A 15,530-nucleotide genomic window follows, 5' to 3' on the forward strand; every position below is an offset into this window, starting at 1 on the left:
GCCGCCTTTTTCATGCTCATTCGTCTATTTTGGCAAACTGTATTTTTGGCATGTGTTCTATCAGATTCATCTCATGGGCCATGGTGTAGAAGGTGCTGAGTCCCTGCAGATAATCCTCCGTCAGATCCCAGCGCACCGCAGGTCCCAGGTAGTCCGCCAGCTGGTCGTAGGTGAAGGGCTTGTCCTCAAGGGCCGAGCGGATGATGGTCTCCCGGTAGGAAAGACCGCCGGCAGGCCGCGCAGGTCCCGGCAGGGCGTTGCGGATGAAACTCAGGAATGCCCCGTGAACGCGCTCCTGGATGAGCTTTACGCCCTCGGGATTCTTATTGGCAAACTCCCGGCGCACTGCCCAGAGGGCAAAGACCATCTTCTGTCCCGTGAGGTTCTTCCACTCCTGGCCGATGTCGTAGAGGTAGAGGCCTGCAGGCGGGTGATGGTAAAGCCAGAGGGCGTCGTCCCCGATAAAGAGGGAGGCGGTGGCATCTGCCGGTATGGGCTCCTCCGGGGTGATGTTGCGGGTGTAGTAGTTGGGAATGGCCCCGTAGGCTCCTCTGAGGATGATCTTCAGCAGGCAGTGGGAGGTGGCGGATTTCGCCGTCAGTATCACCTTGTCCTTGCCCAAAGCCTCGATGGGCTTCCGCGAAAGCAGGACAATGCTCTGCACCGGCCCGTCAGAAGCTACGCAGACCTTGGGCAGGGCCAGGAGTTCTTCCGCGTGGCGGGCATAGGCGATGGAAGAAATCTCCGCCACATCCAGCCGTCCGCTGATAAGGTCGCTGTTCAGCACCGAAGGCACGCCCCGGATGATTTCAAGTCCTTCATCACCCCCATTGGCGAAGCTATAAGAAAGCGGCAAGGTGTTGAGAAAATTTATATGCCCTACGCGAGGAGCAGAAGTATTCATAAAAAGGAAAACCTCCCACCATGTCGACCAAAGATAACGGATTCCGGGCCATTGAGGCCCTGCTTATTCTATTATAAACTTAATTTTATGGAAAATACAGGAAAAGCGTTGCTCTTATTGACTTTTCTACATCTTCTTGTTAAAATTATTGACAAAAGCAACGTTTGTAATTTTAATCTTTCGACAGGGTGGAGGGTGTTCAGATGGATAATTATGTAAATGCGGGACGTTGGTTCTCCATTCTCTACAGGCGCTCCCAGCAGTTCATTGTGGAGGCCTGCCAGGAGATGGGCCTGACTTTTTCCGAATTTACCCTGCTGCTGCGGATTCATGACACACCGGGAGTGAAGCAGGATGATCTTGCCAAAGTCCTGTTCCTGGACAAGGCAGTGGTTACCCGCACCATCAATGCATTGGAGCAGAAGGGGTTCATCGTGCGCAGCCAGGACAAGCTGGACAAGCGGGTGAAGCATGTTTACCTTTCTGTGGAAGCAGAAAGCTACTATCCCTTCCTGCACAATGTGCTGAAGCGCTGGGTGGATTATCTTTGTGAGGGCATGAAGCAGAAAGACATAGACAAGACGGAAAAACTGTTTCAGCATTTTACGGACCGTGCCTGTGAAGCAGTTCTGCCGGATTTGGCCAAGGGTATATCTGAGGAGTTTTCCAAGGAGGACTGGCAGCATGAGCTTGAGAGGAAAGAGAAGTAAATTCTGGGGGGCAGCAACAGCTGCCCTTTTTATACTAGCAATGACAGCCTTGGGGGGCTGCAGCAAGGAGGAGGCTCCTGCCCAGAAGCCCCCTGTGGTCAGGACACAGCAGGCAGGTAAGGCCGGCCTCAGCGCGGAAAGCTATTCCGGCACTGTGCGGGGGCGCTACGAGACGAATCTCTCCTTTCAGGTAGGGGGGCAGATCCTCTCCCGCAACATTGATGCGGGCAGCCGGGTGAAGGCCGGAGACACCCTTATGGTCATCGATGCCCGGGATGCGGTGCAGAAGGCCAACGCCGGGGATGCCCAGGTAAGCCAGGCCCGTGCCCAGCTGAATCTGGCTCAGAGCAACCTTGCCCGCTATACGGAACTCTATCGTCAGGAGGTAGTGCCCAAGGCCACCCTGGACCAGTATCAGACCAATTACGATGCTGCCTTTGCGAACTATCAGGCAGCCCTGGCCCAGTCGGCCCAGGGCCATAATGTGCTGTCCTATACCAACCTGGCCGCCGGGGCTGACGGGGTGATTTCCTCCATCAGCGCCGAGGAAGGACAGGTGGTGGCTGCCGGCCAGACGGTGGCGGTACTGGTGCAGACTGACGAGCTGGAGGTGGAGATTGCCGTACCTGAGGACAGGGTGGCCAGACTTCAGCCAGGCCAGGAGGCTGATGTCACCTTCTGGGCCTTCAAGGGAAGCGCCAAGGGCGTGGTGCGGGAGATTTCCCCCGCTGCAGATAATGCGTCCAGGACTTATAAAGTACGCGTATCTATCCCCAATCCTCCCCAGGAAATGCAGCTGGGCATGACCGCCAGTGTCAGCTTCGCTGATGCCGGAGCGGCAGAGAAGGCGGAGGTGGAACTGCCCCTCACGGCTATCTACCAGACAGAAGACCAGCCGCAGGTGTGGCTGGTGGAGGACGGGAAAGTCCATCTGAAAAATATCACCGTGAAGCGCTTTGGCTCCAGCACTGTGATGGTGGAAGGGCTCTCCCCCAGTGACATTGTGGTCACCGCCGGTGTCCACAAGCTCCGGGAGGGGCAGGAAGTGCGCAGGGAGGGTGAGCCGTGAGGAATCTCAGTGAAGTCTCCCTGAAGAACTCCGTGCTGGTCTGGTATTTCATCATCATGACCGCCATCGGGGGCATCTTCGCCTACCAGCAGCTGGGGCGCATGGAAGACCCCACCTTCACTATCCGCATCATGGTGGTGAATGCCCTCTGGCCTGGTGCCTCTGCTGCAGAAATGCAGGACCAGGTGACGGACAAATTGGAGCGGAAGCTCCAGGATGTGCCGGGGATGTACCGCATTACCAGCAGCACCCGTCCAGGCAATACGGTCATCTACGCCGAGCTTGAGGACACCATGCCCAAGGAGGATATACGCACTACCTGGCGGGACCTCAGGAACCTCGTGAACGACCTGAAATCCCAGGGGGAGCTGCCCGATGGCGTCTACGGCCCCTATTTCAATGACCGCTTTGACGACGTCTTCGGCTCTGTCTACGCTGTCACAGGTGACGGCTATTCTTATGAGGAGCTGAGGAAATACGCCGAGGATGCCCGGCGCCTCTTGATGGCCTCCGACTCTTCCATCCAGAAAATCGAGCTGCTGGGTGTGCAGAAGGAGAAAATCTACGTGGAGGTGGCAAGGGACAAGCTGGCCAGTCTGGGCCTGCCGCCCACTGCCATTTCCGATGCTCTGGCCGGGGCTGCCTCCATGGTGCCTTCCGGCAAGGTGGAGACGGAATCGGACAACGTGTACCTCCGGGTCACGGGGAATTTCCAGGATGTGGAAGCCATCAGGGAACTGCCCGTGAAAGCCGGCGGCCAGATTTTCCGTCTGGGGGATATTGCCAAAGTGGAGCGCCGCTACAGCGCCCCTCCTGACCCTGAGATGTACTTCAACGGGGAACCTGCCGTGGGGCTGGCCATCTCCATGAAGGATGGCAGCAACATCCTTGAACTGGGCAAAAACCTGAAGAAGACCATAAAAGCCATTTCCGGGGACCTGCCCGTGGGATTGGAGATACATCAGGTTTCTGACCAGCCCCAGGTGGTGGAAGAATCCATCCACGAGTTCATGAAAACTCTCACCGAGGCCATCTTCATCGTGCTTTTGGTGAGTTTTGCCTCCCTGGGCTGGCGCACAGGCCTGGTGGTGGCCTGCTGCATACCGCTGGTGCTGGCCGGTGTCTTTGTGGGCATGTACCTCTTGGGCATTGATTTGCACAAGGTATCCCTGGGTGCGCTGATAATTTCCCTAGGACTGCTGGTGGATGATGCCATCATCGCCATCGAGATGATGAGCGTCCAGCTGGAGCGGGGGCACAGCCGCTTCGAGGCGGCCTGCTACGCCTTCAAGGCCACCGCCAAGCCCATGCTCACAGGGACCCTTATCACCTGCTCCGGTTTCATTCCCGTGGCCTTTTCCAAGGGCATGGCCTCTGAGTTCTGCGGGGCTCTGTTCCCCGTGATACTCATCGCCCTGGTCCTCTCGTGGATTGTCTCCGTCATGGCGGCGCCTCTCTTTGGCACTTATCTTATCCGCGTCAAGGTGCAGCGTGACGAGAATGGCGAGATAGATCCTTACCAGAATAAGTTCTACAAGTGGTTCCGGCAGGTGCTGGAATATTGCCTGCTGCACAGGAAGATGGTGCTTGCCGCCACTGCCGCCACATTTGTCCTGTCCCTCTATGGACTGACCTTTGTGAAGCAGGAATTTTTCCCTGGTTCCCTGCGTCCCGAGCTGGTGATGGAAATGAGACTGCCCGAGGGCTCCTCCATGGAGGCCACGGGCAGGGAAATGGAGCGCATGGCCAGCTTTCTGGATGAGCACAAGGACAGGCTGGAGAACTACTCCTATTATGTGGGCAGGTACGCTCCAAGGTTTGTCCTCACCGTGAGTCCCCAGGAAAGCTCAGATAACTTCGGCCAGTTCGTCATTGTGACGAAAAACACGGAGGAGCGGGAAAAGCTCAGGCAGGAGCTCACGGAGGAACTGGCAGAGAACTTCCCGGATGTGCAGCCCAATATCCAGACCATCCAGACAGGCCCCCCTGCTGACTATCCCGTGATGCTGCGGGTCACGGGCCGCACTGTGGAGGAGGCCAAGGAACTGGCGCGCAAGACCGCAGCGCTGGTGGCAGAAGACCCCAATGTCTACAATGTGAATGAGAACTGGGGCTACAAGTCCAGGGTCATGCACCTTGAGCTTGACCAGGACAAGCTGCGGGCTCTGGGGCTTTCCAGCCAGAATGTGGCCAAGATGCTCCATACGGAAATCACTGGTGCCAAGGCAGCCGAGTTTTACACCGGCGACCGCACCATTGACATAGACCTGCGGACGGCGGAGAAGGACAGGCAGAGCCTGGACAAGCTGAAAGACCTGCCCATTTATCTGGGGCAGGCAGGCTATGTGTCCCTGGCCCAGATTGCAAAAATCTCTTATGAGGGTGAGGAGGGGCTGGTCAAGCGCGTGGACCTGCGCCCCACCATTACGGTGCAGGCCAATATCCACAGCGGCACGGCCGTGGATGCCACGAAAAAAGCCTTTGAGGCCACCGCCGGCCTCAGGGAAGACCTGCCTCTGGGGGCTTCCATCAAGCCCGCGGGCTCTTTGGAGGACAGTGCCAAATCCCTCCGGCATCTGGTGAAGCCCATCCCCGCCATGGTGTTCATCATCATGACCCTGCTGATGTTCCAGCTCAGGGACATCAAGCAGATGCTGCTGACTTTGCTGACGGCACCGTTGGGCCTCATAGGCGTGGCCTGGGGTATGCTCCTGACGGGCAAGGCCATAGGTTTTGTGGCCTATCTGGGCATCCTGGCCCTTTTCGGCATGATCATCAGAAACTCCGTTATCCTCATAGACCAGATACAGAAGCACATAGCAGAGGGGGAGACCCCCTGGGCGGCCCTCATCGACTCTGCCATCCTGCGCTTCCGTCCCATCATGCTCACAGCAGCAGCGGCTATCTTGGGCATGATGCCCCTGATGCCCAGCGACTTCTGGGGCCCCATGGCAGTAGCCATAGCCAGCGGCCTATTGGCCGCTACGGTGCTGACCCTGCTGGTGCTGCCAGCCATGTATGCGGCGGTATATAAGGTGGAGAAGGAATAGAAAGCTATAGAGATTTATACAGCAAACGGCTCCGTCGATGACGGGGCTGTTTTGCTTAAGGAAAAGTGCCTTTCTGACGATAACATAGATAGCGGTTGATGTTTACGGAATCGATTCGTTTGATATGAACGGAAGAAAACCTTTTGCAGGACGCAGGGAGGGCTGGATGTTATGGCTTTGACAGTTTTGAATAATACAGCGGCAGCTATGACTTTGGGGGAACTGAACAAGAATGTCTCGAACCTGGGCAAGCAGCTTAAGAAAGTGGCTACGGGGACTAAAATCACCGGTGCTGGGGATGGCGCGGCGGAGTATAACATCGCAGAGAAGATGCAGGTTCAGCTCCGGAGCCTGGCGCAGGATATCGAGAACACCCGCACAGGCCGCTCAATTCTAAAGGTAGCCGAAGGCGGCATACAAGGGATTGTGGATGAACTGCGGGATATGAAGCAGCTGGCCATCAATGCGGCCAATGATACCAATACAGATGCAGACCGGGCTACCATACAGAAGGAATTTGATGAGAAGTTGCGGCAGATTGACGATATCGTGTCCACTACGAATTATAATGGCAAATTGCTGCTGAATGGGACGTATGCGAGAATTATAGAGGGTGGTATCACTGGCAGCAATCAGAATGCAGGCGCATCTACAGGCCCCAGAGGAGCTACGGCTACATCTGTGACGTCTACAGGCCCAACAGGGGCAGCGACTAATGTTCCGAGCAATGGCCAGATAGATTATGGTGGCGTTTATACCATACCGGCTGACTTTACAGGCACCATAAACATAAGCAGTGTGGCGGCTGCCGGAGGGGTTAAGCTTTCACAGGTCTCGGGTACAACGCTTACTGATGTCAATATAGTAGTTGATGCGCCACAGTCTGGCACGGCGAAGCTTTGGATTGAGAATCTTAATATCACAAATTCTACAAATAACAATGTCATACAATTCTCAGCTAATTCCAGTGTCAATGTGTTGACTTTGATTGGCGATAACAATATTGAGTTGTCTAACGCAACGACCAAAGCTGCTATAAATATGGGCAAGAATTTGGAAATACAAGGCAACGGTTCCTCACTTACCATAGCCAACACTGCCGGCTCTGGTGCTTGTATAGGAACTGATGGGGATAGCAGTGCTTCAGCTGGGAATTTATCAATTACTAACGGAACTTTTACTTTGCATTCGGGTTATGGAGCTGCTATTGGTAGTGGCGGTGATGGCGCAACAATAGGGAATATCAGTATTTATAATGCAACGGTCAATATGACAGGTGGTACATTTGCTGGAATTGGGTCAGGGGGAGGTGGGGCTGCATGCGGTGACATTACTGTAAGGCATTCAACCATCAATGATTTGTTTGATGCTTCATATCCTGAGCATGCTTCGCCTTCGGGCAGGCCTGTGGGAAGCATAGATACCTGTATTGGTTCAGGTTATAGTGGATCTTCCTGTGGCGATATAAGAGTTGAGGACTGTATTGTCCATGCAGAAAACAGCGACAGTGCTCTGGTGGGGGCTGGCGATGCCGGTGATCCCGATGGGGGCTGCGGAGATATTTTCATTTCCAATTCCGATATCATAGGCTATAGTGATCATGGCGCTGCCGTAGGTTCTGGGCGCAACGCAACGGCCGGGGAAATATGGATAACAAATGCAACAAAAATTCAGCACGAATCTCCTGATGGGGCAGCAATTGGCTCAGGGGAAAATGGACATGTGGGCAAAATCCATATCGACAAATCATCACTTGATTTATTGGATGCTTCAAATGCCTATGTGGATTCTACGCATAAGATCCCGGGGATTGGCAAAGGCCGTGGCCATAGTACCGGAAATTTTGATATTGACCCTGTACCTGATGAGACTGTGGCTGTATACCTTGACGGCAACCCTTTGAAAATACACACCGGCACCAAGGCCAACCAGCGCATCAACTGCTTCATAGAAAACCTTGGCGCCAAAGCCTTGTTTGGTGTCAAAACCGATGAAGAACTGGCAGCAGTGGCTACTGTCCGCACCCGTGTCTCTGCTCAGCGTCTGCTGGGGGATCTCCATGATCCCAGCATCGAAGGACCCCTGGACAAAGCCATCAACTACGCCTTGGGTGAAATAACCCAGATGGGGGCCTACATAAACCGCCTGGAGGCTACGGAGGAAACCATCACCATCAATCACGAAAACACAACCAGCTCCGAGAGCGTCATCCGTGATGCGGATATGGCTAGGGAGATGACGGAGTATACCAAGAGCAACATCCTCTCCCAGGCGGCCCAGTCCATGTTGGCCCAGGCCAATCAGAATAGCAGCAGTGTCCTTTCGCTGCTGCAATAAACGAGCAAAGAACCTCCATCGAAGCCCTTTGGGGATGGATGGAGGTTCTTTGCTCGTTTGTTTACATCATCAGCAGGCTCAGGCCGCCGATGGTGGGGGTGGCCACGATGGCGAAGCGCAGGAGCGGCAGGGGCGCCAGGTGGGTGTACTTGGCTCCAAACCAGGCTCCGATGGCCTGGCCTGCGAGGGTTTGGAGGAAAATCATCATGTCCAGATGACCTGTGAAGAAGTAACCGATTCCGCCTGAGGCTGACATGGGCAGGATGATCATCATGCAGGTGCCGATGGATTTCAGGAGGGTCACGCCGAAGGACACCATGAGGGTAATCTGGATGAAGGCGGCGGCACCGATGCCGAAGGCGCCGGAGAGGAAGCCGTTGACGAGACCTGCCAGGATGCCCTTGCGGTAGAGGGGGGCGCCTGTCAGGAGTTCCTGCCTGGGATGGAAATGGCGGTTTAGCCATTCGGCCTGATAGACTTTGGTGTAAAGCAGGGCGGCGCTGGCGCAGAGCATGATGGCGGTCATGGTTTTCAGGAAGGCCGCTGGCATGAGGTTTGAGACATTGGCGCCGATAAAGGCTCCCATGACGCCGCCTATACCCATGGCAAGGCCCGTGGACACTTCTACTTCCCTTTCACGGAAATGACTGTAGGCTCCGGAAAGCATGGTGAAGGTCATGGCGGCCAGGGCTACGGCTACGGCAGTATGAATGGGCACATCAAAGGCCAGGGTAAGGAGCGCAATGGTGACTCCTGCGCCGCCTGCCCCTACAAAGCCAATGACAGAACCCATGATGAGCATGGCAAGAAAAATCATGAAAAGGCCTCCTAAGGTTACATTGTTACTATGACAAGTATAGCAAACTATGAGGAAAAAGCGACCCCTGAGGCATAGTTTCCCATTATTTATGGATGTTTCTTGACTTTGTGATTGCTTTAGGCTACAATAGGCGGGGAATCGGGATAATCCCGAGGGAAATCCGGTGTAAATGCAAAACCTGCTGTACCGGTGTATTGAAAAGCAGAAATGTTTAGCGCAGGCTCTCAGCTTGGACGTGAAAAGCTGAGAGGACGAGGAGAAGGTTGTCGAGAACTCAGCGGATGCCTTCCGGCCGGTCCGGTCGAGAGAAATCTCTTAAATCCCTTTCGTGAGAAAGGAGACAAAGGGGATGGAGGACACAGCAGGTGTACTGTTAGGGGAACTATGCCCTCTTTGTAAGGTTTCGGCTGTTCATTATTCTTTGTCGCAAAGAAAACGAACCAAAAGAAAACGTGGCCTTGCCTTTCATCCATGAAAGCCAACGGCCACGGGACGCCCATCCATGGGCTGAAGTTTGAATGATCTTAGAGGGGCGTAGTGTACCCATTTATAGGAGGTACACATTATGTGCGGTATTGTTGGTTACATTGGCAAACACAAGGCAGATAAGGCTGCGAATGTTCTTTTGGATGGTCTTTCCAAGCTGGAGTATCGCGGCTATGATTCTGCGGGTATTGCAGTGCTGGAGAACGAGAAGATTCGCGTGGAGAAGAGCGTGGGTCGTCTGGCTGCTCTCCGGGACAAGATCAAGGGCAAGATGCCTCAGGGCTTTTTGGGCATTGGCCATACCCGTTGGGCTACCCATGGCCGTCCGTCTGACAAAAACTCTCATCCCCATACTGACTGCAGCGGGGATTTCGTCATTGTCCACAACGGCATCATCGAGAACTACCTGACCCTCAAAGAAGAACTCATTGAGGCAGGCCATGAGTTCAAGAGCGAGACTGATACCGAAGTGGTAGCACACCTGCTGGAGGAAGTCTACAACGGCGATTTCGTGGCTTCTGTGCGCACGGTGCTTTCCCGCATCGAGGGAAGCTATGCCCTGGTGTTCATGAGCGCCAAGCATCCGGATATGCTCATCTGCGCCAAGCAGGATAACCCCCTGATCATCGGCCTGGGTGAAGGCGAGAACTTCATCGCCTCCGACGTGCCTGCCATCATCGCCCACACCCGCAAGAACTATGTGCTGGCTGACGGCGAGCTGGCCATCGTCACCGCTGACAGCGTAGAGGTCACCAACCGCAAGGGCGAGAAGGTAGCGAAGAAGGTCTTCGAGGTCACCTGGAACGCCGAGGCTGCCGAGAAGGGCGGCTACGAGCACTTCATGCTCAAGGAAATCAATGAGCAGCCCAAGGCTGTCCGTGACACCATGAGCCAGCGCATCACCTCTGATGGCAAGGCCATCCAGATGGAGGAGCTGAAGTGGGACAAGGAGTATCTGGACAAGTTCACCCGGGTCTACATCGTGGCTTGCGGCACTGCTTATCATGCAGGCCTGGTGGGTAAGTATTACATCGAGAAGCTGGCCCGCATTCCCGTCATGACGGATGTGGCCTCTGAGTTCCGCTATCGCGAGCCTATCATTGACGAGAACACCCTGTTCATCACTGTCTCCCAGTCCGGTGAGACTCTTGATACCCTGGCAGCCATGAAGGAGGCCAAGCGCCTGGGAGCAACTACCCTGGCCATCACCAATGTGGTGGGCTCCTCCATTGCCCGTGAGGCAGACAAGGTGCTCTACACCTGGGCTGGCCCGGAGATTGCCGTGGCCTCCACCAAGGCCTACACCACCCAGATTGTGCTGTTCTTCATGCTGGCCCTCTACATGGCTGAGATGAAGGGCACTGTCACCCAGGAGCGTGCTGCAGAGCTGGTGGGTCTCCTGCATAAGGTTCCGGCTCAGATTTCCGAGACCCTGTCTGACGTTGACCCCATCAAGACCTTTGCCAAGGCCTATGGCTTCAACGAGGATGTGTTCTACATCGGCCGCGGCCTTGACTACAGCGTGTCTCTGGAGGGTGCCTTGAAGCTGAAAGAGATTTCCTACATCCACGCCGAGGCCTATGCCGCAGGCGAGCTGAAGCACGGCACCTTGGCCCTTATCACCGAGGGCATTCCCGTCATCGCCCTGGCTACCCAGAAGAGCGTCTACGAAAAGACCCTCTCCAACATCAAGGAAGTCAAGGCCCGTGACGCTGTGGTCATCGGCATCGCTTCCGAAGGCGATGAGGAACTGGAGAAGTACGTGGACCACGTCATGAAGGTCCCCGCTACCGACGAGCTCCTTTCCCCCATCCTCTCCGTAGTGCCCCTGCAGCTCTTGGCCTACTACGCCGCCATCACCCGCGGCACCGACGTAGACAAGCCCAGGAACTTGGCCAAGTCCGTGACGGTGGAGTAAAGCGAATAGAAAATTTGAGCCATGAGGCCTTAAAAGGGCTTCATGGCTTTTTTGCTTAAGTTTTTTCAAGAATTGCAGTATAATTATAATGATTAAGTATATAAGGGAGGTCTTAATATGCTTTTAGGTGCTATTGCAGTACCCCATCCGCCGTTGATTATCCCGGAAGTAGGCCGGGGGCAGGAGAAGGGGATTCAGTCTACTATCGATGCTTATCGCGAAGCGGCGAAGTGGGTGGTGGAGAAAGACCCGGAGACGGTGGTTGTCACCAGCCCTCATAGCGTCATGTATGGCGACTACTTCCATATATCTCCGGGGGAGGGGGCCAGAGGGGATTTTGGCAATTTCCGTGCCCCGGAGGTGAAGGTCACAGTCGAGTATGATGCGGCTTTCCGCAAGCAGCTCTGTGCCCTGGCGGACAAGGAGGACTTCCCTGCAGGCATCATGGGGGAGAAGTCTGCGGCCCTTGACCATGCCACGCTGATACCACTGCACTTCCTGCAGGAGGCTGGTTTCAAGGGGAAAGTCATCCGCATAGGCCTGTCCGGGCTGTCCCGCCGCCATCACTATCACTTGGGAGAGATGATAGCCCAGACTGCACGGCTCCTGAAGCGCCCCACGGTATTGGTGGCCAGCGGTGACCTATCCCATAAGTTGCTGGCAGAAGGGCCTTACGGCTTTGACCCGGCCGGGCCTGTCTTTGATGAGCGCATGCAGGAATGCTTCCGTGACGGGGATTTCCTAAAGCTCCTTGCCACCCCCAATGCTTTGGCAGACAGCGCGGCGGAGTGCGGCCTGCGCTCCTTCTGGATTATGGCGGGAGCTATGGACAGGCGGCAGGTTAAGTCCAGGCTGCTGGCCTATGAAGGGCCCTTCGGCGTGGGCTATGGCACAGCCATCTTTGAGCCAGGGGAGCGGGACGAAAGCCGTGCTGTCCTGGACCTTTATGAGCAGGAACAGCGGGAGAAGATTGCCAGCTTGCGAGCCAAAGAAGATGCTCATCTGGCTTTGGCCCGGGCCTCCCTGGAGCACTTCGTGAAGCGTCATGAATATCTGCCAGTGCCTCAGGATTTGCCTGAGGAACTTACGGGACGCCACGGGGCCTTTGTGTCCATCAAGAAGGACGGGGCCCTGCGTGGTTGCATCGGCACCTTCCTGCCCACCCGTGACAATCTGGCCCAGGAGATCATCTATAACGCTGTCAGCGCTGGCCTCAATGACCCTCGCTTTTCCCAGGTAACAGAAGCGGAACTGGAGGAATTGGTCTATGATGTTGATGTGCTGACGGAGCCTGAGCCCATCGACAGCCCTGCGAAGCTGGATGTGCGCCGCTATGGTGTCATCGTGCAGGCGGGCAATCGGCGGGGGCTGTTGCTGCCTGACCTGGAGGGCGTAGATACTGTAGAGCAACAGATTTCCATTGCCAGGCGGAAGGGCGGTATCGGGGAGAAGGAAAAGGTGCAGCTCTATCGCTTTGAGGTGGAAAGGCACGTTTGAGGGGAATTTGCCTATTGATTTATGATTGTATGGGTGTATGATAAACAATGTATATATTGTTGAATTAATGGAGGGACGTAATGGAGGAAGGAAGTAAATCTCCCGTGGACGATCTGCAGGAGCCTTTCAGCCGCATCGGTTATAAGATGCACCTGCTCCTGCAGGTGGGGAAGGCCCTGATGGAGAGTGGGGCGGATACGGACAGGACAGTGCGGGACATGAAGCGGGCGGCGGCCTATATGGGCATTCCCCCGGAGCGCATCCACCAGCACACCATGTATACTACCCTGATGCTGAATGTCAATGACGACCAGCACAGCTACACGGAATTCTGCAAGTGCAGGAACCACGGGGTGAACATGACTACGCTTTCGGCGGTGTCCAAGCTCACCTGGAAGGCGCTGGCCCGGAACTACACTTTGGAGAGCTTCGAGCGCCATATCATGCGCATTAAGGGCATTCCCAAGGAGTATACTGTGGGGCAGACGGCCCTGGGAGCGGGGGCGGCCTGCGGGGGCTTTGCCGTGCTGTTCGGGGGCAGCCTGCTGGACTTTTTCCTCACGGCCCTCTGTGCCTGCTTTGGCTTTTATGTGCGGCGGCTCTGCAATTCCTATGCTTTCAACCAGTATGCCGCTATCGCCATCACTTCCTTTGCCGCTACCACCTTGGCCTGGGCCACCCAGTTTCCCCTGGGGGAATTGCACTGGTACCCGTTGATTGCCTGTCCTCTCTTTTTGGTGCCGGGCATACCGCTCATCAATGCCATTGACGATTTTCTCAATAATTTCATTGTGTCAGGAATGACCCGGGCTATCCACACCCTGCTGGTGGTGGGCAGCATGACCTTTGGCATCGTGCTGGCTATCCGGCTGGGGAATGTGGCGGATTTCACGGAGGTAAGCCTGTCTCCTCACAGCCTTTATCTGGCGCAGGTGGTGGCTGCGGCTATTTCCGCCATGGGCTTTTCCATCATTTTCAACATTCCCCGGCGGCTCCTGCCTGTGGTTGGGGTGGGGGGCGTCATCACCGTGATGCTCAGGAACTTCTGCGTTATGGAACTGGGGGCCTCCCAGGCCTTTGGCTCCTTCCTGGGGGCGGCGGTGGTTGGCATCATAGCCCTGAAGGCCATCCATATCTTCCACACTCCCAATGTGGTGCTGACTATCCCTTCTGCCATACCCATGATACCCGGCGTGCTGCTCTATCGCCTGCTCTTTGCCCTGCTGAATATCTCCACCATCACCCCGGCGGCCCTGCTGGACGGCATCAGGAGCGGGGTGGAGGCTATCATCATCATCATAGGCATAGCCGTGGGAGTGGCGATTCCCAATATCTTCAATCACCGCCATATTGAGAAAGTCAAGCAGAAGCGGGTGGCAAGGCTGCTGGCTCTGCGGGACGAGGAATGAATTTTGGAGGTTCCAAGAGAACCTCTCTTCTTTTTGTCTTATAGTAAACGTTTAACAAATTGTTGACAAAGCAATCAGGAAGGAGTAAAGTTGAATTGTATCAAATAGTAGAGAATTGACTAAAATATAGGTCGATTCATAGAAAATAAGTTCTTTCCCGGAGGTATCATTATGGCAGAAATCAAAAAAGAATCTTTCGGCAAGCTTTCAGACGGGCGTGAGGTATTCCTCTTCACCCTGCGGAATACCAAGGGTACGGAGGTGAAGGTCACTTCCTACGGCGCACGGCTGGTGAGCTATATCGTGCGGGACAAGGACTTCAAGAAGCGTGATATCGTCCTGGGCTATGACAGCGCCGAGGCCTACGAGAAGGACACCACCAGCATGGGCGGTGTAGTGGGACGCCATGCCAACCGCATTGCCGGGGGCAAGGCAGTCATAGGTGGCAAGGAATACCAGCTGGAGCTGAACACCGGCTCTAAGAAGCAGAACCATATCCACGGCGGCTTCAAGGGCTTCCATCTGAACCTCTGGGATTATGAGGTGCTCTTTGAGGGCGTGAAATTCACCTATCATGCCAAGGACGGTGAGGGCGGCTATCCCGGCAACATGACGGTGACGGCTCTCTATTCCCTGTCCAATGACAATGAGCTGTCCATCAAGTACGAGGCAGAGTGCGATGCAGACACTATCTGCAACCTCACCAACCATGCCTATTTCAACCTGGACGGCTACGAGGCAGGCGCAGAAGCTGCCATGAAGCAGAAGATGCAGATTTTTGCCGACAGCTACACCTGGGCTGATGCCGAGTCCCTGCCGGATGGCCGCATCCTGCCTGTGGAGGGCACCCCCATGGACCTGCGGGAGCCTACTCCCATTGGATTGCACATTGACGATGACTTCGATGAGCTGCAGATGGGCCACGGCTATGACCACAACTGGGTGCTCAGGGACGTGCCGGTGGAAATCGAGCTGAAGCCCGGCATGTTCGGCTATGACCCCACCTGCCCCATTGACTACAATGCAGGGGGTCTCAAGAAGGCTGCTTATGTTGAGTCCGAGGAGAGCGGCCTCACCATGACCTGCTTCACCACCCTGCCCGGCATGCAGTTCTACAGCGGCAACCATCTGAAAGGGGACCTGGCAGGCAAGAATGGCGTAACCTTCCCCTGCCGCAGCGGCTTCTGTCTGGAAACCCAGTATTTCCCCAATGCCCTGGCTAATCCCTCCTTCCCCCAGCCTATCCTGAAGAAGGGCGAGAAGTATCAGGCGCAGACGATCTACACTGTGGCTCTGAAGGATTGATAAAAATGTTGTTTTTGTATATTAT

General features: G+C 55.3%; 9 protein-coding genes and 2 pseudogenes. 9 read left to right on the plus strand and 2 right to left on the minus strand.

From position 1 onward, the window contains the following. Positions 1-16: 16 nt before the first annotated feature. On the minus strand, positions 17-904 hold the full coding sequence (locus BLW59_RS07525; protein ID WP_074697300.1) for a menaquinone biosynthetic enzyme MqnA/MqnD family protein: 888 nt from the start codon (positions 902-904) through the stop codon (positions 17-19). 203 nt (positions 905-1,107) lie between these two features. Between BLW59_RS07525 and BLW59_RS07530 the strand changes: the two genes are divergently transcribed. The 5 genes and pseudogenes from BLW59_RS07530 to BLW59_RS18320 all read left to right on the plus strand — a co-directional run. After that, a complete protein-coding gene (locus tag BLW59_RS07530) occupies positions 1,108-1,614 on the plus strand; it encodes a MarR family winged helix-turn-helix transcriptional regulator (protein ID WP_051650455.1) in 507 nt (168 codons plus the stop codon). Beyond that, positions 1,589-2,683 carry an efflux RND transporter periplasmic adaptor subunit gene (locus tag BLW59_RS07535; RefSeq protein ID WP_081348447.1) on the plus strand — a complete coding sequence of 365 codons (1,095 nt, stop codon included), beginning with the start codon at positions 1,589-1,591 and terminating at the stop codon, positions 2,681-2,683. Before BLW59_RS07530 ends, BLW59_RS07535 begins: the two co-directional genes overlap by 26 nt. Further along, positions 2,680-5,733 carry an efflux RND transporter permease subunit gene (locus BLW59_RS07540; protein ID WP_074697302.1) on the plus strand — a complete coding sequence of 1,018 codons (3,054 nt, stop codon included), beginning with the start codon at positions 2,680-2,682 and terminating at the stop codon, positions 5,731-5,733. Before BLW59_RS07535 ends, BLW59_RS07540 begins: the two co-directional genes overlap by 4 nt. Before the next feature lie 171 nt (positions 5,734-5,904). Next, positions 5,905-6,318, plus strand: a pseudogene (locus BLW59_RS18315) (flagellin); the annotation flags it as partial. A gap of 1,497 nt (positions 6,319-7,815) precedes the next feature. After that, positions 7,816-8,070, plus strand: a pseudogene (locus BLW59_RS18320) (flagellin); the annotation flags it as partial. Between the two features lie 61 nt (positions 8,071-8,131). On the opposite strand, the gene BLW59_RS07550 reads toward BLW59_RS18320, so the two are convergent. Beyond that, positions 8,132-8,887: a sulfite exporter TauE/SafE family protein gene (locus BLW59_RS07550; protein WP_074697304.1), complete on the minus strand. Its 756-nt coding sequence runs from the start codon at positions 8,885-8,887 to the stop codon at positions 8,132-8,134. Positions 8,888-9,455: 568 nt separating this feature from the next. On the opposite strand from BLW59_RS07550, the gene glmS reads away from it, so the two are divergent. The 4 genes from glmS (at position 9,456) to BLW59_RS07570 (ending at position 15,505) form a co-directional block, all read left to right on the plus strand. After that, a complete protein-coding gene (gene glmS, locus BLW59_RS07555; RefSeq protein WP_029546306.1) occupies positions 9,456-11,294 on the plus strand; it encodes a glutamine--fructose-6-phosphate transaminase (isomerizing) in 1,839 nt (612 codons plus the stop codon). A 117-nt stretch (positions 11,295-11,411) separates the two neighbouring features. After that, on the plus strand, positions 11,412-12,791 hold the full coding sequence (amrA, locus tag BLW59_RS07560) for an AmmeMemoRadiSam system protein A (RefSeq protein ID WP_074697305.1): 1,380 nt from the start codon (positions 11,412-11,414) through the stop codon (positions 12,789-12,791). Positions 12,792-12,871: 80 nt separating this feature from the next. Next, complete coding sequence (locus BLW59_RS07565; RefSeq protein WP_074697306.1) at positions 12,872-14,200, plus strand: threonine/serine ThrE exporter family protein; 1,329 nt, start codon at positions 12,872-12,874, stop codon at positions 14,198-14,200. A 171-nt stretch (positions 14,201-14,371) separates the two neighbouring features. Further along, positions 14,372-15,505: an aldose epimerase family protein gene (locus BLW59_RS07570; protein WP_074697307.1), complete on the plus strand. Its 1,134-nt coding sequence runs from the start codon at positions 14,372-14,374 to the stop codon at positions 15,503-15,505. Positions 15,506-15,530 lie beyond the last annotated feature (25 nt).

The organism is Selenomonas sp. KH1T6 (assembly GCF_900108415.1).
GTDB classification, from domain to species: Bacteria; Bacillota; Negativicutes; order Selenomonadales; family Selenomonadaceae; genus Selenomonas_B; species Selenomonas_B ruminantium_A.